This window comes from Streptomyces sp. DT224 (assembly GCF_049844595.1).
Taxonomy (GTDB): domain Bacteria; phylum Actinomycetota; class Actinomycetes; order Streptomycetales; family Streptomycetaceae; genus Streptomyces.
In genome coordinates this window covers 330,784-352,747 of the sequence record NZ_JBNCLI010000012.1, presented here as the reverse complement: position 1 = coordinate 352,747, position 21,964 = coordinate 330,784, and the positions used below count along the sequence as shown (strand labels likewise).

Here is a 21,964-nt window from a genome sequence, read left to right as displayed (position 1 = left end):
GCCGACCGCCGCTAAAGGGGGGGGGGGGGCCCCAAACTTTTGGGCGGGGGCGGGGGGCCCCCCCAAAAATGGTTTCGGCACGAGGGAGGGAGGGACACCGCACATGGACGACGGACGAACGGAAGAGAACGACCGCGAGGACACCCACCGCGGGCGCAACGAGACGACCGAGGAGCGGGCGGACCGCCGCTGGACGGAACTGCTCCAGGAGCTGCGGGTGGCGCAGACCGGGGTGCAGATCCTCTTCGGTTTCCTGCTGGCCGTGGTCTTCCAGCCGCGCTTCGCCACCCTTGCGGACACCGACAGGACGATCTACGTCGTCACCGTGCTCCTCGGTTCCGCCACGGCGGCGGCGCTGATCGGGCCCGTCTGCTACCACCGGCTGCTGACCGGCCGCCATCTGAAGCCGGAGACGGTGGTCTGGGCGTCACGGCTCACCCTGCTCGGGCTCGTGCTGCTGTTCTGCACGATGTGTTCGGCCCTGCTGCTCATCATGCGCGTGGCGCTGCACAACACGCTCGCCCTGTGGCTGGTGGGCGGGATGGCGCTGTGGTCCTTCGTCTGCTGGTTCGTCTTCCCGGCCTGGGCGCTGGCCAGGTCGCCCAACGGACGCGACGGCGCCGGTCGCGCGAAGTGACCCCGTACGCACCCGTGCCTCACCGGGCCGGGTGCGTACGCACGTCACAGGGCGCGCAGCGCGGGCAGCAGCTTCTCCTGGGCCCAGTCGATGAACGGCTTCTGGTGGTCTCCGCCGATCTGGACGAGGGCGACTTCGGTGAACCCCGCGTCGACGTAGGGACGCACGGCCTCCACGAACTGCCCGACGTCGTCGCCGCAGGGCACCGCCTCGGCGATGTCCTCGGGCCGGACGTACTGCGTGGCCTGGTCGAAGGCGGAGGGGCCCGGCAGCTCCGAGTTGACCTTCCAGCCGCCGACGGACCAGCGGAACTGGTCATGGGCCCGCTTCACCGCCGCGTCGCGGTCGGTGTCGTAGCAGACGGGCAGCTGGCCGACCCGGGGCTTTCCGCCACCGCCGTGCCGGTCGAAGTCGGTGAGCAGTTCCTCCTTGGGCTCGGTGGCGATCACCAGGTCCGCGAGCCGGCCCGCGATCTCGCACGACCGGTCGCCGGAGACGGCGACACCGAGCGGCACGGCCACGTCGGGCACGTCCCACAGCTTGGCGTTCTCCACGTCGAAGTGGGGGCCGTGGTGGTTGACGTAGCCGCCGGCGAGGAGCGCCTTGATGATCTCCACCGCCTCTTCGAGCTTGTCGAGCCGCACCCGGGCGTCCGGCCAGCCGCCGCCCACCACGTGCTCGTTCAGGCTCTCGCCGGAGCCGAGCCCGAGCCGGAACCGCCCCTCGGAGAGCAGTTGCAGCGTCGCGGCCTTCTGTGCCACGACGGCCGGGTGGTAGCGGGTGGTCGGGCAGGTCACGTACGTCATCAGCGGGATGCGGGTCGTGGCCTGCGCGGCGGCGCCCAGCACGCTCCAGGCGTAGGGGGCGTGGCCCTGGGACTTCAGCCACGGGAAGTAGTGGTCGGAGGTCACGGAGAAGTCGAAGCCGGCCTGCTCGGCCGCCACCACGTCCTCGACGAGGGCCCGCGGTCCCGACTGCTCGGTCATCATCGTGTATCCGAATTGCACCATATGGGATGGGTTACCGATCCCCGGCGGTCGAAACGTACCGGCTCCACTGCTTCCGGATCGTGTTTCCCCCGCGTTCCGGATCATGTTTCCTCCGCTCCGGACGCGGAACCCCTGAGGGGGACGTCTGCATGTCCGCGTACACCGAAAGCGAGGAACGACATGGCTGTCGCGACCTACTGCCTGGTTGCCGTCGACTGCCCGGACCCGGCGGCGCTCGCCGCCTTCTACCAGGGGGTGCTGGGCGGGGAGGTGACGCACGACAACGACCGCTGGTACGAGCTCCGGGTCCCCGGCGGGGCTCGTCTGGCCTTCCAGCACGCCCCCGGCTACCAGCCCCCCGAGTGGCCGCGTGCCGACCGGAACTCGCAGCAGGAGCACCTGGACTTCGAGGTGGAGGACATGGAGGCCGCCCAGCGCGAGGTGCTCGCCCTGGGGGCCACCCCGCTCGATCTGGACGACGACGGCGGAAAGCGCGGCTTCCGGGTCTTCGCGGACCCGGCGGGGCACCCGTTCTGCCTGTGCAACGGCGGCGGCTGAGGGCGCAGGACCCAGTGACTGAAGTGCTCGGGCTCAGGGGCTCATACGGGCTATGACGCCGGTGTCGAGGCGGTCCAGGAGGGCGGCCGGGGATGCGTGGACCTCCACGGCCCCGGCCTCCTCCAGGTCCGCCCGGGGGATGCCGCCCGACAGCAGGCCCACGGCGGGGACCGACGCCCTGGTCGCCGCCGCCATGTCCCAGACGGAGTCGCCGATGTACACCGCCTCCCCGCTGCCGGCGCCGGCGATGTCCATCGCATGGCGGATCGGGTCCGGGGCGGGCTTCCCCTCGTCCACGTCGTCGGAGCTGGCGGTGCCGGAGATGACGTCGTCGGCGTCGAGCGCCCGCCGCAGGGCCTTCAGCTCGGGGCCGGAGGCGGAGGTGGCGAGGACGATCGTCCAGCCCCGGCCGGCCAGGGCACGCAGCAGGTCCGCCGCGCCGTCCAGCGGGGGCAGGCGTTCGAAGTAGGTGGCGTACAGCGCGGAGTGCGTGGCGCTGATGCCCGCGTCCTGCTCCCGGTCCCGGCCGGGGCCCAGCAGGTGGTCGATGAGGTCGTCGGAGCCGAGACCGACCGCGCGGTGGATCGCCGGCATCGGCACGGTGTGCCCGGCCTGGTGGAACGCCTCCCACCACGCGGTGACGTGCAGGTAGTTGGTGTCGACCAGAGTGCCGTCCACATCGAACAGTGCGGCGCGCGTCATGGGGATCCTTTCGTGCCGGCCCGGCGGGGCGGTGTCACAGGTCGATCTCTTCGGCGGCGCACACCCGGGCGCCCATGTTCCGTTGGGTCATCCGCAGGGCGGCGTCGGCCAGGTCGGGGTGGATGTGGGCCACCCCGTCGCGCGGAATGGTCAGCCCCATGTGGCGGATGTGCGCGTCGAGCGCGGAGTAGAGGATGCACTGCTCCGTCACCTGACCGGTCAGCACGAGGTGGTCGACGTCCAGTTGCTGGAGCAGGTACGGCAGGGGCGTCTCGTAGAAGATCGAGTGCCGGGCCTTGACCACGAAGAGCGCGTTCTCGTCGGGCTTCAGCGGTTCGACCAGGTCGGGGCGGGCGCCCGCCATGGCCGCCTCCACGATCTCCCCGTGGTGGGAGCGCCAGTCGCCGAAGTTGTCGTTGGCGTAGATCACGAGTGCACCGCTGCCCCGGGCCGTCTGCAGCATGTCCGCGATGACGGGCACCGCCCGCTCCGCCGAGGGAAGGAGCCGGTCGGCGTCCTCGTGGTCGTACGGGTTGATCATGTCGATGACGATCAGCGCCTTGCGGGACATGGTTGCCATGGTGGCATCCGTGGGCTTTCGCGGCGAACTGTCTCCCTGCGTCATGCCCGTCATCCGTTCACCCCAGGAACCGCGCGGCGACGCGCAGGTCGGCGACGAGTCCCTGGTACGCCTCCGCCCTGTCCGGCGCCCTCAGCACGGCGGAGGGGTGCACGGTGGCGACCAGGCCCCGGACGGGTCCGTCGCCCTCCTGCGCGGCCCGGGCGGCCGTGGGGAGGCCGGTGCCGGACAGGTACAGCAGCGTGCCCCGGCTGTCGGTGACCTTGAAGGAGTTGCCCAGCACCGACTTGCCCGCCGTGGCCCCGAGAACGACCACCAGCTCGGGGTCGACCCGGTGCAGCTCCTCGGCGAGCCAGGGGCGGCAGGCCGTCATCTCACGCAGGCCGGGGGCCTTGTGGATGCGGCGTTTGCCCTCACCGGCCGAGGTGAACTTGAAGTGCTTCACGGCGTTCGTGAAGTACACGTCCCGCTCGTCCACCTCCGCCTCGGCCAGCGCCTTGCGCAGCAGGTGCCCGGCCGGCCCGACGAAGGGTTCGCCCGCGCGGTCCTCCTGGTCGCCGGGCTGCTCGCCGACGACGACCGTACGGGCATGGGCGGGCCCGTCCCCGAAGACGGTCTGCGTCGCGTTCTCGTACAGGGGGCACCCCCGGCAGTCCGCCGCCGCCCGGCGCAGCGCGGCCACGCCGCCCCTCGCCGGTACGTAGGACTGGGCGCCGCCCTCCGGCCCCGCGGCGCCCATCAGCTCCACCGGCTCCCGGCCAGCGGGGCGGTCTTCTCGCCCGTGCCGCGCACGACGCCGCGCAGGAACGCCGTCAGGGCCTCGGACGCCGAGTACCGGGGCCGCCAGCCCAGCTCCTCGTGCGCCCGGGCGCAGTCCATGACGGGCAGGCGCAGCACGGCGTCGAAGAGGTGGGGCGACGCCGGGACCGCCCGGGCGTGCCAGGCGGTCGCCAGTGCGCCGCGTACGAGCGGCACGGGCGCGCGCACCACCCGCGCGTCGAGGAGGGCGCCGAGGGAGCGGGCGTCGGTGACGGTGTCGGCGGCCAGGTTGAAGGGGCCGCGTACGTCGCCGAGCACGGCGAGCCGGTACGCCTCGGCGGCGTCGTCCGTGTGCAGCACCTGGAACCTCAGCCCTTCCAGGTCGGGTACGAAGGGCAGCAGGTCGGGACGGATGAGTACGCCGGGGAGGTACTTCCCGCTGAAGATGCGCCGCTGCTCGGGGGCGGCCGTCTCCTTGAAGAGGAAGCCGGGCCGCATCCGTACCACCCGGATCTGCGGGTGGCGCAGCTCGAAGGTGTCCAGCACCCGTTCCAGATACGCCTTCTCGCGGCAGTAGGCGGCGTCCGGCCAGCCATGGGCCGGCCACTGTTCGTCCACCCCGGGCTCCCGCTTGGGCCCGGGCGAGTAGGCGCCGACGGACGAGGCGTGGACCAGCGCCGGGACACCGGCCGTGCGCACCGCGTCGAAGACGCGGAGGGAGCCCTCGACGTTGCTGCGCCAGGTGACGACCGGGTCATGGGTGGGCTGGAAGCGCCAGGCCAGATGGACGACGGCGTCCGCGCCCGTCAGCAGAGAGCCGAGGGTCCGGGCGCTGTCCGGGCGGGAGAGGTCCACCCTCCCCCACTCGACGCCGGGCAGGGTGAGGTCGGGCAGCCGCCGGGCCAGGCCGAGGACCGATCCGACGTCCGGGTCCTGGGAAAGGGTCCGCACGAGGCTCGTGCCCACGTTGCCGGTGGCGCCCGTGACGACGACGCGCAGCCCTTGCGATGCGTTCACGGTGAATCCCTTCGTCGCGGCTCAGGGCCGCAGCAGCGTCTTGACCATGCCGTCGGCCTTCGCCTGGAAGGTCGCGTACGCCTTCGGGCCGTCCTCCAGGGGCAGGTGGTGCGTGGCGAAGCCGTCCACACCCAGCGGGTCCTCGTCCACGAGCAGCGGCAGGATGTCGGGCACCCAGCGCTTGACGTTCGCCTGGCCCATCCGCAGCTGGATCTGCTTGTCGAACATGGTGAGCAGGGGCAGCGGGTCTACGGCGCCGCCGTAGACGCCGGAGACGGAGATGGTGCCGCCCCGGCGGACCACGTCGATGGCGGTGAGGAGGGCGGTGAGCCGGTCGATGCCGGCGCGTTCCATGAGCGGGCGGGCCGCCGCGTCCGGCAGGAGGCCGACGGCCCACTGGCCGGCCTTGCCGATCGGCGCGCCGATGGCGTGCGCCTCCATGCCGACGGCGTCGATGACCGCGTCGGTGCCCCGGCCGCCGGTGAGGTCCCGGACCGCGTCCGGCAGGTCCTTGCCGTACCGGCCCAGGTCGAGGGTCTGGACGCCGCGCGCGGCGGAGCGGGCGAGGCGTTCGGGGACCAGGTCCACGCCGATGACGAGGCCGGCGCCCCGGTGCAGGGCGATGCGGGCGGCCATGTCGCCGATCGGGCCGAGGCCGAGGACGGTGACGCTGCCGCCGGGCGGGATCGCGGCGTACTCGACGGCCTGCCAGGCGGTGGGCAGCACGTCGGAGAGATAGACGAACCGGTCGTCCGACGGCCCTTCGGGCACCTTGATCGGCAGCGTGTTGCCGAAAGGAACCCGCAGCAGCTCGGCCTGCCCGCCGGGCACCTGCCCGTAGAGCTTGGTGTACCCGAAGAGAGAGGCGCCGGTGCCGTACTTGCGGACCTGCGTGGTCTCGCACTGGGAGTGCAGGCCCCGGCCGCACATGAAGCAGGTGCCGCAGGAGACGTTGAACGGGACGACGACCCGGTCACCGCGCGACACGGCGGTCACCTCGGGGCCCGTCACCTCCACGACGCCCATCGGCTCGTGACCCAGGATGTCGCCGGGGTCGAGATAGGGGCCGAGTACTTCGTACAGATGGAGGTCCGATCCGCAGATGCCCGTCGAGGTGACCCGGATGATGATGTCGGCCGGGTCCTGGATGACGGGGTCGGGAACGGTCTCGACGCGGACGTCGCGCTTTCCTTGCCAGGTCAGTGCACGCATGAGTGATCTCCTCGCTGTCGAGTGACGGCTGCGCCGCCGTTCAGTGGCGGCCCTCGCGCCGTGCCGCCTTCGCCTCGGCCTGGGCGATCCGCCCGGCGGTCTCGCGCCGGCGCCCCTCCGCCTTCAGGCTCTCGTCGCCCAGCGCGGCGCCGTCCGACTTGAGTTTCGCCGCCTTCGCCCTCATGGCCAGGGCGCGGACGATTTCGGCATGCCTTCCCATGTCTCCTCGGTTCCTCCCGGGTCGTCCTGCGGGCGTGCCCGCACAGCCGTTCCGTGCGACGGGTTCCCACGGAATCCGGGTTCAACCGGAATGCCCGATTCAATCCGGGGAGCGAGCCTGCCGGGGCGGCCGGGCGGTCAGGCCGCGCGAAAACGCCCCGGCCGCCCCGCATGTCCCTCAGCGGCACGGGTACCCGCCTGGCCAGGCTCCCGGCGTACGCGGGAGCAGGCGCTGCGGTTGGGACCACAGCCGCAGCGCCGTCCGGCGGATTCCGGGTCGCGCGCCGGTCGCGGCGCCCCCAGGATCGACGGCGGGGGACCGACGGACCCGCCCACCGCCGCACGCACCCCCGTTCTGTCCTACGGAGAGCTCATGGCCGACAGCACCCTGTCCCTCCTGCTCCAGGGCTACGCATGGCTGCCGGACCGTCGGCGGCGCACCGGCGGAGCCCCGGTCCGCACCCGTCTGCTCGGCAAGCGGGTCATCGCGCTGCACGGGCCGGCCGCCGTCCGCTTCTTCTACGACGAGGACCGCATCCGCCGCCACGGGGCGCTCCCGGAACCGGTCGTCGACACGCTGTTCGGCCAGGGGGCGGTGCACACCCTGGACGGTGATCCGCACCGGGTGCGCAAGGGGATGTTCCTCGACCTGCTGAAGGACCCGGAGGGCGTCCGGGCCCTGACGGACCGGGTCGCCCTGGAGTGGAAGGACGCCGTGGCCGGGTGGGCGGGCCGGGGCCGGGTCGTGCTGTTCGACGAGGTGGCCGGGGTGCTCGCGCGTGCCGTCCACACGTGGGCCGGGGTGCCGCTGCCGGAGGGCGGGGCCGACGGCGTGGCGCGCGACCTGGTGGCCATGGTGGACGGCTTCGCGTCGGCCGGACCCCGGCAGGTGCGCGCCCGTGTCGCCCGGCGCCGGCAGGAGAGGCGTCTGGCCCGCCTGGTGGAACGGGAGCGCGGCAGCGGCGACGCGGGGACCGGAAGCGGGGCGGCCGTCACGCCGTTCCGTACCGTCGTACACCATCGCGATGCCGGCGGTGCGCTGCTCGATCCCCGTACGGCGGCCGTCGAGGTGCTCAACATCCTGCGCCCGACCGTCGCGGTCAGCTGGTTCGCGGCGTTCGCGGCGCACGCCCTGCACCGGTGGCCGGAGCACCGGGCGGCGCTCCGCGACGGCGACCCCGCCTTCGCCCTCGCCTTCGCGCAGGAGGTCCGCCGCTTCTACCCGTTCGCCCCGTTCATCGGCGGGCTGGCGGCGGACCGGCTCGAGTGGGAGGGCCGCGCCATCCGGCCGGGGACGCTGGTGCTCCTCGACCTGTACGGCCAGAACCACGACCCGGACCTGTGGCCCCGGCCCTACGTCTTCGATCCCGCGCGCTTCCACGGCACGCCGGTGCGGCCCGACGTGCTGGTCCCGCAGGGCGGCGGCGACCCGGCGACGGGACATCGCTGCCCGGGCGAGGACATCACCCTCGCCCTGCTGTCCGCCCTCGCGGTGCTGTTGTCCGGCCTCGTGTACCGGGTGCCGGAACAGGACCTCTCCATCCCCCTCCACCGCGTCCCGACCGCACCCCGGAGCGGGTTCGTCATCGAGGACGTCCGGTAACCCCCGTCCCACGCCCCACGACCAGTTACGGAGGAAGGCACCATGAGTACACCCGGCCAGGACCCCACCGAGCGCTTCCCGAAGCCCGACTTTCCGCAGCAGGAGCAGGAGCATCCCGGCTGGACCGGGCCCATGGACCCGCCGCCCGACCACGGCGAGGACTCCTACCGGGGCCATGGGCTCCTCAAGGACCGCAAGGCCGTGGTGACGGGGGGCGACTCCGGGATCGGCCGTGCCGTCGCGCTGGCGTTCGCCCGCGAGGGGGCGGATGTGCTGATCACCCACCTCGAATCCGAGGCGGACGAGGCACGGGAGACGGCCCGGCTCGTCGAGGAGTCGGGCCGGCAGGCGCTGACGGAGGCGTGCGACATCCGGGACGAGAAGCAGTGCCGTGCCCTGATCGGCAGCGCGGTGCAGGAGTTCGGGCGCATCGACGTGCTCGTCAACAACGCCGCGTACCAGATGGCACAGCCCGACGGGATCTCCGCGATCTCCACGGATCAGTTCGACCGGGTGCTGCGCACCAATCTGTACGGGATGTTCTGGCTGTGCAAGATGGCCCTGCCGCACATTCCGGCCGGCGGGTCGATCATCAACACCACGTCGGTGCAGGCGTACAAGCCGAGTCCGCATCTGCTGGACTACGCCATGACCAAGGGCGCCATCGTGACGTTCACCCAGGGCCTCGCGCAGATGCTGGCTTCCGACGGCATCCGTGTGAACGCCGTGGCGCCCGGCCCGGTGTGGACGCCGCTCATCCCGGCGACGCTGCCGGACACGAAGGAGTTCGGGAAGCAGAGCCCGCTCGGGCGGCCCGCCCAGCCCGCCGAGATGGCTCCGGCCTACGTGTTCCTCGCCTCCGGCAACGCGAGTTTCATCACCGGGGAGATCGTGAACGCCACCGGCGGCACGCCACTCCCCTAGCGCGTACGGCGTACGGCGTACGGCGTACGGCGTACGGCGTACGGATTGACGGGGCGGACCACGGGAAGGCGGCGGACATGCCGAAGAATCACGAGGAAGCACCTGTTCTCGACGCCCTGGCCGCCTATCGGGAGCGGGGTGAGATGGGGTTCACGCCCCCGGGACACAAGCAGGCCCGGGGCGCGGCGCCGGAGGTCAGGGCCGTGCTGGGCGACGCCGTGTTCCTCGGCGACGTCCTGGCCAGCGGCGGGCTGGACGACCGGCGGATGAAGTCGGGGGTGCTGCAACGCGCCGAGGTCCTGATGGCCGACGCCGTGCACGCGGAGCACGCGTTCTTCTCGACGTGCGGCAGCTCCCTGTCGGTCAAGGCGGCGATGCTGAGCGTCGCCGCACACGGCCAGAAGCTCCTGGTGGGCCGGGACGCCCACAAGGCGGTGATCTCCGGGCTCATCCTCTCCGGCATCCGGCCGGTGTGGGTCGAGCCGCAGTGGGACACCGAACGCCATCTCGCGCACCCGCCGTCCCCGGAGGCGTACGAGCGGGCCTTCGAGGAGCACCCGGACGCGAAGGGCGCCCTGGTCACCAGCCCCACACCGTACGGAGTGGCGGCGGATCTGCGGGCCATCGCCGAGGTGTGCCACCGGCGCTCCCGCCCGCTCGTCGTGGACGAGGCGTGGGGCGCGCATCTGCCGTTCCATCCGGATCTGCCGACATGGGCGATGGACGCGGGCGCCGATGTCTGCGTCACCAGCATCCACAAGATGGGCAGCGGCCTGGAACAGGGGTCGGTGTTCCATCTGCGGGGCGACCTGATCGACCACGACACGCTGGCGTCCCGGGCCGATCTGCTGGGTACGACGAGCCCTTCCGTACTGCTGTACGCGGGCATGGACGGCTGGCGGCGCCAGATGGTGCTGGAGGGGCACACCCTGATGTCCCGCGCCCTCGCCCTGGCCGCATCGGTGCGCGAGGAGATCGAGTCGATCGACGGGATGCACGTCAACGACCGCGACGACTTCTGCGGTCCGGGTGCCGGGTCCGAGTTCGATCCGCTGCCGGTGGTCATCGACATCGCGGACCTCGGGGTCTCCGGCTATCTGGCGGCGGACTGGCTGCGCGAACACCACCACGTGGACGCGCACCTGATGGACCACCGGCGCGTCAGCGCCCAGCTCACCCACGCCGACGACGCCGAGACGGCGAAGCGGCTGCTGACGGCGCTGCGCGACCTCGCCCGGCAGGCCCCCTCGCTGCCCCGGGGGCCCGAGGTGGCGGTCCCGGCACCGTCGGAGCTGCGGATGGACCAGGCGAGGCTGCCGCGCGACGCCTACTTCCACGCGACCGAGGACGTCCCGGTGGAGCAGGCCGTGGGGCGCGTCGCCGCCGAGATGATCACTCCGTATCCCCCGGGCATCCCGGTGGTGCTCCCCGGCGAACGGCTGACGGAGCCGGTACTGCGCTACCTGCTGACCGGCCTGGAAGCGGGGATGAACCTGCCGGACCCGGCGGACCCGGAGCTGCACACCGTACGGGTCTGCGCGGACGACTGAGCGCACGGCACCCGACGGCCTCCCACCCCCCTCGGAGCGGGAGGCCGTCGCCCGGCTCACCCGCGGGTGCGGCTGACGCACTCGGTGACGGCGTCGTGGAGGCTGCCGGTGCGGGAGAGCGCGTCGCGCTGGGTGCGCGCGCCCGTGCCATTCCTCAGGACCCGCTCGATCCCCTCCTGCGCCGACGTCAGATCCCCGCTGTCCTCCAACGCGTCGCGCACATGGGTGAGCAGGGCGTGCACCACGGCGGGTGCGGGGGCGGGGCGCATGGTGGCGGGGTGCAGCAGTTCCCCCTCCAGGCCCGAGCGGCCCGCCTGCCACGCCGCCATGCGCAGGAGACCCACCCCGTACGGCTCCGGCGGGTCGCCCGCCCGCCAGGCGCGGGCGGCGGTCTCGACCAGGCCGCGCACCAGCGTGGCCAGCAACGCGGCGTCGGCGGGATCGAGGCAGACGTCCGCGACCCTGACCTCGACGGTGGGGTACCGGTGTGAGAGCCGGGCGTCGAAGTAGATCATGCCCTTGTCGCGCAGGACGCCCGTGGCGACGAGGGCTTCGACCTCGTCGTGGTAATGGCGCGCGGAGCCGAACAGTTCCATGGGCCCGGCCGAGGGCCAGCGGCCCCAGACCCGGCTGCGGTAGCTGCTGTACGCGGTGTCCCGGCCCTGCCAGAAGGGCGAGTTGGAGCTCAGCGCGAGCAGCACCGCGAGCCAGGGGCGGATGCGGTCCAGGACCGCGACGCCCTCCTCGTCCGACTCCACGGAGACGTGCACATGGCATCCGCAGGTCAGCTGCTCCTGCGTGGTCAGCCCGAACCTGTCGGCCAGCCAGCGGTACCGTTCGCCCTCGCCGATGGACGGGCTGACGGGCAGCGGAGAGGTGGCGAGCGCGGCGACCGCGCCCCCGGCCTCGGCCGCCCTGCGGGCCGCCTCCGCCCGCCAGCGCAGGATCTCGTCCGCGAGTTCCCGCATGTCCGCGCGCGGCTCGGTGGCGAACTCCAGCTGCTGGCGGTGCAGCTCCTGCTCGAAGGCCGTGGCACCCTCGGCACGCCGCTCGGCGAGCGCCAGGACGGCAGTCGAGAGCGCCCTGGGCTCGCCGCTCCGCTCGTCGACGAGCAGCAGCTCCTCCTCGACACCCACAGTCCGCACCATCATGTCCTCCACGCTCGATCGGCCGGGGGTGGGCCCTCGCGCGCCGATGCGCACTCTCCACCCTCCCCCACTTCGCCGTATGCCACCTCACGGCACCGGCACCCCTGACCGGCCGGATTTTCTCCGCGCACGGTCCGTCGCGCCCGCCGCTCAGCGCACGCCCGGCCCACCCGCACCGCTCCGTCGCGCGACGACGGCCATATGGCCGGCCGCGATCTCCGCGGCGCCGGCCTCCAGCAGCGAGAACGGCGGCCCGGTCCCGCTCCGGAGCAGGGTCAGCGCCCCCAGCACCATCGTGCCGTCGGGCACGGTCAGCGCCACGGAGAGCAGGGCCGTGACGTCGGCGCGGACCATGAGCGGCGCGCCGCTCTCGTCCGCCCCCAGCCTGTCCAGGTCGTCCGTGAGCTGTTCCACCACCGCCTCGCCGGAGACCATGACCTCGGCGGCCACGGGGCAGGCGCGCGGGTCCTGCCGGAGGAACGCCTTCTCCAGCCCCGCGTCGTCCGGCGCCGGGGGGCCGTGGACCGCGGTCCGGACCGGCCCGTCCGGCGGCCCCAGGTCGAGCAGCGCCCAGTCCGCGAGACCGTCGCGCAGGAGCCCCGCGACGGCGCCGAGGGCCGCCGCGGAGGGCTCGCGGTCCAGGAGGGCCCGGGCCGTGCGGTCCAGGAGCCCGGTCAGCTCGGCCCGGCGTCCGACCGACGCGGGGCCGGCCCGGTCACCGGTGCGGGTGGCGATGCGGGGGCCCGGTGCCGGTGCGAGCACCACGAGCACGTCCCGCCCCCGGCCCTCCGGCGCGTCGATCCCGGTGAGCGTGGCGTACAGCGGGCCGTCCGGCAGCCCGGGGAGACGGACCGGGAGGCTGCGGCCTCCCTCGCCGGCGGCCACGGCCGCCGCGTGGGCGCGGAGGGCGGCCCGGTCGGCGGGGCGCAGAAGCGCGGCGAGGGGCCGGCCTGCGGCGTACCCCGGAGGGAGTCCGGTCAGTTCGGCGGCGGCCTGGTTGAGGCGGCGCACCACGGTCTGCCCGTCGGTCAGGATGACGGGCCACGGCAGGTGGTCGAAGATGGCCTTGAACGGGTGCGGTGCCGCCTTCGTGCCCGGAGTCCGGGGCGGTCCCTGCGGTTCCTCGGCCAGGCGCAGGGCCTCGATCGCGTGGTCCAGCTCCGCCAGGGCCGCGTCGAGCAGGACCGGGTACTCGGCGGGAGGATGGTCCCGGGCCGCGCGCAGTTCCCGGGCGCGGGCGACGAGGGCCTGATGACCGCTCTCGCCCTCCGGTGGCCCGTTCATACGACGAAGCTAGCCGATCATCGGCGTCCCGGCGCCGAGCGGCTCGGCAGGTCCCGTCCCGTTTCGCTGCGGCGGGGACCGGGAGTTCCCAGGGAGGCTGAGGGTGACGCGGCCGATGGACACGGTGACCGAAGGCGCGGCCGTGGCGCCGCTGCTCGTCCGGCTCGTCGGGCGGGCGATGCGCTGCTCGGCCGGGTGCCGGGGCGCGTCGGTGTTCCTGCGGCGCCCCGGCGGGGAGGGCCACGGCGCTTCGACCCACCCGGACCTCGCGGTGCTGGCCGCGCTCCAGGAGGACACCGGCGAGGGGCCGTGCGTCGATGCCGCCCGCTCCCTGCGGACGGTCGAGGCCGCCGATCTCGTCGCCGACGCGCGGTGGCCGGATTTCCGGGTCGCGGCGCTGGAACGGGGTCTGCGCGCCTGTGCGGCGGTGCCGGTCACGGCGCAGGGCGTGGCGGCGACGGTCACCCTGTACGCGTTCCGGCCGTGGCGGCTCACGGCGGCGGCCCGGGAGGCGGTCGGGGTGCTGGCCGAGGAGACGGTCGGCGGACTTCTGCGCGAGCGCGCCCGTACCGGAGCCGAGGCGGAGGCCGAGCAGTTGCGGACGGCGATGACGACGCGCGCCGTGATCGACCAGGCGATCGGCATCGTCACGCACCTGCTGGACTGCGACCCGGGCCGGGCGTTCGACGTCCTGCGTGTGCTCTCGCAGCGCACGAACCGCAAACTGAGCGCCGTTGCGGCGCAGATCGTACGGGCGAAGGGCCGGGGCAGCACGCGTGAGCTGCGCCGGCTGCTGGCGGAGCTTCCCCGAGACCTCAAGTGACAGCCTGGGCGGCGGCGCCCCAGTCCGTCAGGAGCCGGTCGGCGAGCCGGTCCTCCAGGAAGCCGGTGGCGTCGATTCCGAAGACGATGTCCGCCTCAAGGCCGGGTTCGTCGTCCAGCAGCCCCTTGACGACGTCGTGCCGCACGACCTGCTCGTGGACCGCGTCCGCCTCCACGTGTTCGGTGTAGAAGAACTCGGCGGCGGCCCCCGCGCCCGCCCGTTTCATGGCCAGGGCAAGGCGGCGCGAGGCGGGCGACGAGGTGATCTCCACGGCGGCGAAGTGCCCGACCAGGGCGCCGCGCAGCCGCCGGTGCAGACCGAACAGGGACATGAGGTTGACGAGGGCCAGCATTTCGGCGTGGCCCTCGTCCAGATAGTGGCCGTACGCCGTCTCCAGGCCCAGGTCCGCCATGAGGTCGGCGAAGAGGCGGGCGTGGACGCGGTCGGCCCGGCCGGCGCCGAACTCGTCGTACTCGATCGCGGCCATGCCCGCCTTGGCGCGTCCGCTGAGCCGGGGCAGCACCCAGGCGTGCGGGTCGGCCTCCTTGAGGTGGTACAGGGAGCGCTGGGCGGCGTAGGCGCGCAGCCGGTCCGGTGTGGCGTGGTCCTGGAGGAAGTGCGACACGCCCGTGCCGTCGACCGGCTCCACGAGCAGCGCGTCCAGCGTGTCGTCCAGACCGGCCCCGGGCGGGACGTCGCGGCGCAGCGCGGACTCGAAGCGGTGTTCCAGGGCCGCCCTGACCGCGAGCAGCGCGGGGTCCCATTCCCGGGCCGGGTCCACACCCCCGAAGCCCCGGTAGTGGAGCTCGTAGCAGACGTAGAGGGCGAGCTGGAGGTCGTCGCCGTAGGGCTCGGCCGCGTCCGCCAGGGACGGGTCGGGCAGGGGGCCGTCCCCCCGGAGATGGGCGACGACCGCCGCCGAGAGCTCGCCACGCGCCCGGGGAAGCCCGGGTCCGCCCGTCTGACCGGCCATGATGTTTCTCCTCGTACGTCTGCTCGGGCACCCGGCCCGGTACCCCGCGTCCGGCGCGTCAACCGCCGGGACGCCGCTCTCCCACCATGTGGGCCCACCGCCGATGCCGCTACAGCACGGGGCGGACGGTGCGATGAATGAGCGCGCCCGTGCGGGGAACCCAGAGGCTGCGACCCGGAAGCCACGTCACCGGGCGTGTTCCCCGTAGGACGGAAGGACGGCAGAAGATGAGCGACAACGGCAGCAAGGGCAAGGTGCTGGCCATCGTCACCAACTACGGCGTGGAGCAGGACGAACTCGTCGTGCCGCTCGGCCATCTGCGCGAGCGAGGTGTGCGGGTCGACGTCGCCGCCCTGAAGAAGGACGACATCGAGACGCTCGTCGGTGACAAGGACCCTGGCACGTCCGTGCGCCCGGACCTCACACTGGAGGACGTCGACCCGGACGGCTACGACCTGCTGCTCGTACCGGGCGGCACGCGGCACGCTGAACGCCGACACGCTGCGGCTCCAGGGTCCGGCCTGCGACATCGTGCGGTCGTTCACCGCTTCCGGGCGGCCTGTCGCGGCCATCTGCCACGGGCCGTGGGTGCTGGTGGAGACCGGCAGCGTCGAGGGCAAGCGGCTCACCTCGTACGCCTCGCTGCGGACCGACGTACGCAACGCGGGCGGCGACTGGGTGGACGAGCCGGTCGTGACGGACGAGTCCGGCGGCTGGAAGCTCATCACCTCGCGCAACCCGGGCGACCTCGACCCGTTCCTCAAGGAGGTCGACGCCGCGCTCGCCGGCTGAGCCACACCCCTGCGAGGGCCGCCCGGCGATCCGACCGGGCGGCCCTCACACGGGTTCGGGCGCGAAGGGCCGGAACTCGTCCTCGCCCGGCTGCACGACCCCGTAACTGCTCTCCGGCACCTCTTTCCACACGCCGGGCAGTCCCAGGGGCTCCGACACGACCAGCCTGGTGCTGTCGGACACGCCCTGCAGGAAGTCCACGTCGGGGTGGAGGGCGCGCACGGTCTCGGCCTTGCTGCTGTAGAACAGCGAACGCGACTTGCCGAGACTCGAATAGCGGAACGACCACAGCCGCTCGCCGTCGGACACCGCGATGGTCATCTGGAGCGGGTGCTCCACGCCCTCGTCGCGGCCCACGCGTTCGATCAGCCCGGCCATCCGGGCCACGGCGCCCGGCACGTCCTGGTCGAGCCCGAACGTCAGCGCGAGGTAGAACATCACCTCGGAGTCCGTGGATCCCTCGAGCGACGAGAACAGTGCCGGGTCGAGCGCCAGCGAGAGATCGCGGCGCAGCCGGTGGAAGTCCGCGATCGCACCGTTGTGCATCCACATCCAGCGGCCGTGCCGGAACGGATGGCAGTTGGTCTGCTGGATGGCCGTCCCCGTGGACGCCCGCACATGGGCGAAGAACAGCGGCGAGCGGATGTGGCCCGCGATCTCCCGCAGGTTGCGGTTGTTCCAGGCGGGTCCGGTGTCGCGGATGATCGCGGGCGTCTCCTGCTCGGGCCCGTACCAGCCGATCCCGAAGCCGTCCCCGTTGGTCGTCTCCACGCCCATGGTGGAGTGCAGGCTCTGGTCGATGAGCGAGTGCTTCGGCTTGTAGAGGAGATCGCTGAGCACGACACTCGTGCCGGAATAGGCCAGCCATCGGCACATGTGCGCCCGTCCCTTCCCGGGCGGCGGGCAGGGGCCCGTGCGGACGCGCCGGTGGTGCTTCCGCGGGCCTCGGTCCTGGGGCGCCCGGTCGTCGTCGTAATGTCCACGCTACCGACTTCATGAGTCGGCTGCCCGCCCGCGCCCGCCGGAAACCGTCCGGTACGCCGAGCCCTCGGTCAGCCGGCGGGGGCGGGCCGGCGCCGGAACGTCTCCGCCAGGGCCGTGTTCGCCACGACGACGACTCCCAGCACCGCCGCGGCGGCCGGGTGCCCGACCCCGTACAGCGCGAGGGCTCCCCCGCCGAGCACCACGGCCTTCACCGCCAGGACCCCCGCGAGCGGCGGGCGGAACCGGGCGCGCGGAGCGGCGAACAGCGCCCACAGCACGACGGCCGCGGCGAGGACGGCGGAGCCGAGGAGCAGCTGGACCGCCAGGTCGTCCGCCAGGGTGAACCCCCACCAGAAGAGGCAGCCGAGCGCCCCCACTTCCAGGACGAACGCGAGCAGTTCGTTCGCCGCCCACCAGGGCCGCCCGGTCACCGAAGGGATCACCTGGCCGTGCGTGGCTCTGTCGCGCACCCTGCCCCCAAGTCGCTCGCGTGTGCGAAGTCAGCCTACTGGCAGCCCGGTTCAGCGGGCACGGCGCAAGCGCAGCGCGGCCACGGCACCGAGGACGGCGCCCACGGCGAGGACCACGAGGCCCCGTAGCCAGACGTCGCCTTCGATCTGTGTGGCGAGCCCGACGCAGGAGGCGGCGCCGAGGACCGGCACGAAGGTCGGGGCCCGGAAGTGCCCGTGGCGCCCGGGGTCGCGGCGCAGCACCAGCAACGCCGTGTTGACCAGGAAGAAGACCACGAGAAGCAGGAGGACCAGGGTCGAGGCGAGCGTGGAGACGTCGCCGGTCAGCGCGAGCAGCAGGGAGAGGGCGGTCGTCGCGGCGATCGCCGCCCACGGGGTGCGCCGGCCCGGGAGCACGGCCGTCAGGAAGCTGGGCAGCAGCCCGTCGCGTGCCATGCCGTAGGCCAGCCGCGAGGACATGATGCCGGTCAGGAGCGCCCCGTTGGCCACGGCCACCAGCGCGATGGCGCTGAACAGCCAGGTGGGCACGGATCCGGCGGTGCGGACGACTTCGAGCAGCGGCCCGCTGGACTCGGCCAGCTTCTCCGTCGGCACGGCCGCCGCGGCGGCGGCGCCGACCAGTGCGTAGACGGCGCCCGCGGTGATCAGGGCGCCGAAGAGCGCCCTCGGATAGGAGCGGCGGGGGTCACGCGTCTCCTCGGCCACGTTGACGGAGGTCTCGAAGCCGACGAAGGAGTAGTACGCGAGGACGGCGCCGCTCAGCACCGCCAGGACGGGCCCTTCGCTGTCGGTGCCGAGGTCGGTGAGCCGGCCCGGGTCGCCGTCGCCGCGCAGCACGATCCAGCAGCCGAGACCGATCACCAGCAGCAGGCCGCCGACCTCGATGACGGTGGCGACGGCGTTGGCCCGGGTGGACTCGCTGATGCCCCGGGCGTTGAGCAGTGCGAGGGCCACCAGGAAGACGACGGTCACCAGCACCAGCGGGAGGGTGACGAACTCGGAGAGGTAGTCACCGGCGAACCCCCGGGCCAGGGCCGCCACCGACACCACTCCCGCCGCGAGCATGCAGAAGCCGGCGACGAACCCGGTGAAGGGCCCGTAGGCCAGCGTCGCGTAGTGGGAGGCGCCGCCCGCGCGCGGGTACTTCGTGGCCAGTTCCGCATAGGAGGCGGCGGTCAGCAGCGCCAGGCACAGGGCGACCAGGAGGGGCACCCAGACGGCGCCGCCGGCGTCGGCCGCGACTTCGCCGACCAGGACGTAGACGCCGGCGCCGAGGACGTCTCCGAGGATGAAGAAGTAGAGCAGCGGCGTGGTGAGGTCCTTCTTGAGGCTCGTCGGCGCGTCCGCACTCTCGGGCGTGGTTCGGGGAGCATTCACGGGGCCCGTATACCCGGTGCGCCGCCCGGCAGACGGCCGCGGGGCGGCGGGAGGACGGCGTGTCGCTCGTTGGAACGGGTCGCCGATGCGGATGGCGCAAGCGATGTGTCCGGTGGCGGGCCAGAGGGTACGCGTGGTCGGGCGATGCCGTCCCCAGCGCGTGCCGAACACTCCGCGCACGGCACTGCCCCTCCCCCCGCGAGATTGGAATCCAGTGAGCGACAAGAAGAACCCGGTGTCGGCCGCCGCGGAGAAGATCGCCGGAAAGGTCCAGGACGCCGTCGCCCCCGGCAACGAGATCCCCGGCGCTCCCGGCCCCGAGCCCGCCCAGGCCGACGAGCCCACGAAGCCGCGCGGGCCGCTGCCGCCCAAGCACGACCAGCGCGGTCCCGAGACCATGAGCCCGACCGGGCAGCCGACCGGCGCCGCCCAGGACAAGGTGGCCCAGAGCGGCGCCTACCTCACCACCGCGCAGGGCGCCCGGCTGTACGACACCGACCACTCGCTGAAGGCAGGGCCCAGGGGCCCGGTGCTGCTCCAGGACCACCACCTGCGGGAGAAGATCACCCACTTCGACCACGAGCGCATCCCGGAGCGGGTGGTCCACGCCCGCGGTGCCGCCGCCCACGGTGTCTTCCGCGCGTACGGCGCGGCCGCGGGCATCACGAAGGCCGCGTTCCTCGCCGAGGGCGCCGAGACACCGGTCTTCGTGCGGTTCTCCACCGTGCTCGGCTCGCGCGGCTCGGCCGACACGGTGCGCGACACCCGGGGATTCGCGACGAAGTTCTACACCGACGAGGGCGTCTTCGACCTGGTCGGCAACAACATCCCGGTCTTCTTCATCCAGGACGCGATCAAGTTCCCCGACATCATCCACGCGGGCAAGCCGCACCCGGACCGGGAGATCCCGCAGGCGCAGAGCGCCCACGACACGTTCTGGGACTTCGTCACCCTGCACACCGAGGCGACGCACCACACCCTGTGGAACATGTCGGACCGGGGCATCCCGCGTTCGTACCGGATGATGGAGGGCTTCGGCGTCCACACCTTCCGGCTGGTCAACGCCGAGGGTGCGACCACGCTGGTGAAGTTCCACTGGAAGCCGAAGCTGGGCGTCCACTCGCAGGTGTGGGAGGAGGCGCAGATCACCGCCGGCATGGATCCGGACTTCCACCGCCGGGACCTGGCCGACGCGATCGAGGCGGGCGCCTTCCCCCAGTGGGAGCTGGGCGTGCAGACGTTCCCCGACACCGAGGACCAGATGTTCGAGGGCATCGACCTGCTGGACCCGACGAAGATCGTTCCGGAGGAGCTGGCGCCGGTCAAGCCGATCGGGCTGATGACGCTGAACGCCAACCCGTCGAACTACTTCGCCGAGACGGAGCAGGTCGCCTTCCACGTCGGCCATCTGGTGCCGGGCATCGACGTCACCAACGACCCGCTGATGCAGGGGCGGCTCTTCTCCTACGTCGACACCCAGATCACCCGGCTCGGCGGCCCCAACTTCGCCCAACTGCCGATCAACCGCACGCACGCGCCGGTCAACGACATGCTGCGGGACGGGATGCACCAGACGGCCGTGCACCGGGGCGTGGCACCGTACCGGCCCAACTCGCTGGACGGCGGCTGCCCGTTCACCGCCGGTGCGGACACCGGTGCCTACATCGAGGTGCCCGTCGAGGTCCCGGCCGCCAGGAAGGTGCGGGACGCGGCGGCCTCGTTCGACGACCACTTCAGCCAGGCCCGGCTCTTCTGGCTGAGCATGACGCCCACGGAGCGGGAGCACATCACCGCCGCGTACACCTTCGAGCTCGGCAAGTGCTGGGACCGGGCGGTCAAGGAGCGGGGCCTCAAGGTGCTCGCCAACATCGACCCCGAGCTGTGCGCGCAGGTCGCCGGGGGACTGGGCCTCCCGGCGCCCGGGGCGACCGAGCCCCTGGCCTCACCCGAGCCCAGCCCCGCGCTGTCCCAGCTGGGGCACACCTGGCCGGTCGACGGGCGGATCGTCGGCATCGTCACGGACGGGGAGACCGGCCTGGACGCCGTACGGGAAGCGCGTGGCGCGGTTCTCGACGCCGGGATGGTCCCCCTGGTCATCGCGCCTTCGGGCGGCTCGCTGGGTTCCGGGAGCGACCCGGTCACCGTGCAGCGCACCTTCACCACGGCCCGGTCGATCGAGTTCGACGCGATCGTGGTGGCGGGGGCGCCCGCCCCGGCCCCGGACGCGTACGGGGCCCGTGACGCCAAGACCGACGACGGGGCCCGGGCCACCGGTGTGGACCCGCGCGTCCTGCTGCTGGTCACCGAGGCGTTCCGGCACGGCAAGGCCATCGGGGCCTGCGGTGACGGGGCGACCGTGCTGGAGAAGGCCGGCCTCGCTGCGGACGCCCCGGGCGTCGTGGCGGGCGGGGCCGCGTCCACGGTGCTGGACGGCATCACGGAACTCCTCGCAGGTCACCGCGCCTGGGACCGCTTCACGCCCGCGCTCTGACACCGCTCCGGGCCGGCGCGCGTAGCCGGCCCGGTCCAGGGCACGCGCGGGGGTAACCCGCAGACGGCACCGACAGGAGGAGACGCATGAACCACCAGGACCGAGAGCACGAGCAGCCGCCCCGGACGGCCGCCGAGGAGGTCGTCCGCGAAGCGGAGGAGGCCGGGACGGACGTGGCGGACACCCGGGAGCGGCGCGGCGCGGACAGCGAGGCCGGCGATGCGCTGACCCCGAACGAAGAAGCCCAGGAGGACGCGGACCGGTCTCGCCCATAGGGTGACAAAGGGTGTGTTTTCCCCGTGCCCGGCAGGGCACTCGCAGGATGCGAAGGGCGGCCCCGGACGGGCCGCCCCGGCGTCCATGACGCCTCCGACGGAAGGACGAATCATGCCGACAGAGGCACGTGGCGACGACGTCTACCAGCCGCAGGACGACGGCCAGGACCCGCCCAACGACGACCTCGACCTGGAGAACACGCTCGGCGAGCGTGGCCTCGACGACCAGATGGAGGAGGGCTACTCGCCGCCCGAGCGCCCCCTGGCCGTGGACAAGTACGGCACGACGGGCGAGGAGGAGCGCCTCGGCGAATCCCTCGACCAGCGCCTGGCCCAGGAGGTCGAGGACGTCGGGCCGCCGGACGGCGACGGCATCGGGGACCTGGACGGCGGTGACGGCGAGCCGCTGGAGCCGGAGGAGGGCGGGACCCGCTCGGGCCGGCTGAGCGCGGCGGACGAGGTGCCTGGACGGCGCACCGACGTCTACGCCGACGACGTGGGCATCGACGGCGGCGCGGCCTCCGCCGAGGAGGCCGCCGTACACACCACGGACGAGGAGGAGGACCAGGGGCGCGAGGGCTGATCCCGGGTCCCCCG

The 21,964-nt window shown here is 73.0% G+C and carries 22 protein-coding genes and 1 pseudogene; 10 read left to right on the top strand and 13 right to left on the bottom strand.

All coding sequences use genetic code 11. The features are described 5' to 3' along the window. Nucleotides 1–103 precede the first annotated feature (103 nt). A complete protein-coding gene (locus ACLQ2N_RS29490; RefSeq protein ID WP_425817681.1) occupies nt 104–637 on the top strand; it encodes a DUF6328 family protein in 534 nt (177 codons plus the stop codon). Nucleotides 638–681: 44 nt separating this feature from the next. Here the strand turns inward: ACLQ2N_RS29490 and ACLQ2N_RS29485 are convergent, their stop codons facing one another. Then, the gene (locus tag ACLQ2N_RS29485; RefSeq protein ID WP_425817679.1) at nt 682–1,647 is read right to left on the bottom strand and encodes an LLM class F420-dependent oxidoreductase; all 966 of its coding nucleotides are present in this window, start codon (nt 1,645–1,647) and stop codon (nt 682–684) included. 159 nt (nt 1,648–1,806) lie between these two features. Between ACLQ2N_RS29485 and ACLQ2N_RS29480 the strand changes: the two genes are divergently transcribed. Next, nucleotides 1,807–2,184 carry a VOC family protein gene (locus ACLQ2N_RS29480; RefSeq protein WP_425817677.1) on the top strand — a complete coding sequence of 126 codons (378 nt, stop codon included), beginning with the start codon at nt 1,807–1,809 and terminating at the stop codon, nt 2,182–2,184. Between the two features lie 33 nt (nt 2,185–2,217). On the opposite strand, the gene ACLQ2N_RS29475 is transcribed toward ACLQ2N_RS29480, so the two are convergent. The 6 genes from ACLQ2N_RS29475 to ACLQ2N_RS29450 form a co-directional block, all read right to left on the bottom strand. Further along, complete coding sequence (locus tag ACLQ2N_RS29475) at nt 2,218–2,886, bottom strand: HAD family hydrolase (RefSeq protein ID WP_425817675.1); 669 nt, start codon at nt 2,884–2,886, stop codon at nt 2,218–2,220. 34 nt (nt 2,887–2,920) lie between these two features. Continuing rightward, nucleotides 2,921–3,457, bottom strand: a complete 537-nt coding sequence (locus ACLQ2N_RS29470) for a cysteine hydrolase family protein (protein WP_425817709.1) — start codon at nt 3,455–3,457, stop codon at nt 2,921–2,923. A gap of 67 nt (nt 3,458–3,524) precedes the next feature. Further along, complete coding sequence (locus tag ACLQ2N_RS29465; RefSeq protein ID WP_425817673.1) at nt 3,525–4,205, bottom strand: UdgX family uracil-DNA binding protein; 681 nt, start codon at nt 4,203–4,205, stop codon at nt 3,525–3,527. Further along, nucleotides 4,205–5,242, bottom strand: coding sequence for an SDR family oxidoreductase (locus tag ACLQ2N_RS29460; protein WP_425817671.1), 1,038 nt, complete (start codon nt 5,240–5,242; stop codon nt 4,205–4,207). Before ACLQ2N_RS29460 ends, ACLQ2N_RS29465 begins: the two co-directional genes overlap by 1 nt. Nucleotides 5,243–5,263: 21 nt before the next feature. Then, nucleotides 5,264–6,454, bottom strand: coding sequence for an alcohol dehydrogenase catalytic domain-containing protein (locus ACLQ2N_RS29455; RefSeq protein ID WP_425817669.1), 1,191 nt, complete (start codon nt 6,452–6,454; stop codon nt 5,264–5,266). Nucleotides 6,455–6,494: 40 nt separating this feature from the next. Continuing rightward, nucleotides 6,495–6,674: a hypothetical protein gene (locus ACLQ2N_RS29450; RefSeq protein WP_425817667.1), complete on the bottom strand. Its 180-nt coding sequence runs from the start codon at nt 6,672–6,674 to the stop codon at nt 6,495–6,497. 372 nt (nt 6,675–7,046) lie between these two features. Between ACLQ2N_RS29450 and ACLQ2N_RS29445 the strand changes: the two genes are divergently transcribed. The 3 genes from ACLQ2N_RS29445 to ACLQ2N_RS29435 all read left to right on the top strand — a co-directional run bounded on the left by ACLQ2N_RS29445 (nt 7,047) and on the right by ACLQ2N_RS29435 (nt 10,750). After that, on the top strand, nt 7,047–8,276 hold the full coding sequence (locus tag ACLQ2N_RS29445) for a cytochrome P450 (protein ID WP_425817665.1): 1,230 nt from the start codon (nt 7,047–7,049) through the stop codon (nt 8,274–8,276). 42 nt (nt 8,277–8,318) lie between these two features. Continuing rightward, nucleotides 8,319–9,200, top strand: a complete 882-nt coding sequence (locus ACLQ2N_RS29440; protein ID WP_425817663.1) for an SDR family oxidoreductase — start codon at nt 8,319–8,321, stop codon at nt 9,198–9,200. A gap of 77 nt (nt 9,201–9,277) precedes the next feature. After that, entirely contained in the window at nt 9,278–10,750 is a 1,473-nt protein-coding gene (locus ACLQ2N_RS29435) for an aminotransferase class I/II-fold pyridoxal phosphate-dependent enzyme (RefSeq protein WP_425817661.1), read from the top strand. Nucleotides 10,751–10,806: 56 nt separating this feature from the next. Here the strand turns inward: ACLQ2N_RS29435 and ACLQ2N_RS29430 are convergent, their stop codons facing one another. Next, complete coding sequence (locus ACLQ2N_RS29430) at nt 10,807–11,898, bottom strand: glutamate--cysteine ligase (RefSeq protein WP_425817707.1); 1,092 nt, start codon at nt 11,896–11,898, stop codon at nt 10,807–10,809. A 150-nt stretch (nt 11,899–12,048) separates the two neighbouring features. Beyond that, on the bottom strand, nt 12,049–13,182 hold the full coding sequence (locus ACLQ2N_RS29425) for a PAS domain-containing protein (RefSeq protein WP_425817659.1): 1,134 nt from the start codon (nt 13,180–13,182) through the stop codon (nt 12,049–12,051). A gap of 115 nt (nt 13,183–13,297) precedes the next feature. On the opposite strand from ACLQ2N_RS29425, the gene ACLQ2N_RS29420 reads away from it, so the two are divergent. Beyond that, nucleotides 13,298–14,005, top strand: a complete 708-nt coding sequence (locus ACLQ2N_RS29420; RefSeq protein ID WP_425817657.1) for an ANTAR domain-containing protein — start codon at nt 13,298–13,300, stop codon at nt 14,003–14,005. Here the strand turns inward: ACLQ2N_RS29420 and ACLQ2N_RS29415 are convergent. Beyond that, nucleotides 13,998–14,978, bottom strand: a complete 981-nt coding sequence (locus tag ACLQ2N_RS29415) for an iron-containing redox enzyme family protein (RefSeq protein WP_425817655.1) — start codon at nt 14,976–14,978, stop codon at nt 13,998–14,000. The two genes, ACLQ2N_RS29420 and ACLQ2N_RS29415, sit on opposite strands and share 8 nt — an antisense overlap. Nucleotides 14,979–15,205: 227 nt before the next feature. Between ACLQ2N_RS29415 and ACLQ2N_RS29410 the strand changes: the two are divergent. Next, a pseudogene (locus ACLQ2N_RS29410) lies at nt 15,206–15,770 on the top strand (DJ-1/PfpI/YhbO family deglycase/protease). Between the two features lie 45 nt (nt 15,771–15,815). On the opposite strand, the gene ACLQ2N_RS29405 reads toward ACLQ2N_RS29410, so the two are convergent. The 3 genes from ACLQ2N_RS29405 to ACLQ2N_RS29395 all read right to left on the bottom strand — a co-directional run bounded on the left by ACLQ2N_RS29405 (nt 15,816) and on the right by ACLQ2N_RS29395 (nt 18,601). Then, the gene (locus ACLQ2N_RS29405; RefSeq protein WP_425817653.1) at nt 15,816–16,646 is read right to left on the bottom strand and encodes a class II glutamine amidotransferase; all 831 of its coding nucleotides are present in this window, start codon (nt 16,644–16,646) and stop codon (nt 15,816–15,818) included. 176 nt (nt 16,647–16,822) lie between these two features. Then, nucleotides 16,823–17,185, bottom strand: coding sequence for a YrdB family protein (locus ACLQ2N_RS29400; RefSeq protein ID WP_425817705.1), 363 nt, complete (start codon nt 17,183–17,185; stop codon nt 16,823–16,825). A 90-nt stretch (nt 17,186–17,275) separates the two neighbouring features. Then, a complete protein-coding gene (locus ACLQ2N_RS29395) occupies nt 17,276–18,601 on the bottom strand; it encodes an APC family permease (protein WP_425817651.1) in 1,326 nt (441 codons plus the stop codon). Nucleotides 18,602–18,815: 214 nt separating this feature from the next. Here ACLQ2N_RS29395 and ACLQ2N_RS29390 point away from each other — a divergent pair, with 214 nt between their 5' ends. From ACLQ2N_RS29390 to ACLQ2N_RS29380, 3 genes are all read left to right on the top strand, one after another. Further along, entirely contained in the window at nt 18,816–21,092 is a 2,277-nt protein-coding gene (locus ACLQ2N_RS29390; protein WP_425817649.1) for a catalase, read from the top strand. A gap of 86 nt (nt 21,093–21,178) precedes the next feature. Further along, nucleotides 21,179–21,367 carry a hypothetical protein gene (locus ACLQ2N_RS29385; protein WP_425817647.1) on the top strand — a complete coding sequence of 63 codons (189 nt, stop codon included), beginning with the start codon at nt 21,179–21,181 and terminating at the stop codon, nt 21,365–21,367. 112 nt (nt 21,368–21,479) lie between these two features. Further along, nucleotides 21,480–21,950 (top strand): DUF5709 domain-containing protein, encoded by a 471-nt coding sequence (locus ACLQ2N_RS29380; RefSeq protein WP_425817645.1) that lies wholly within the window; start codon nt 21,480–21,482, stop codon nt 21,948–21,950. Nucleotides 21,951–21,964: the final 14 nt, after the last annotated feature.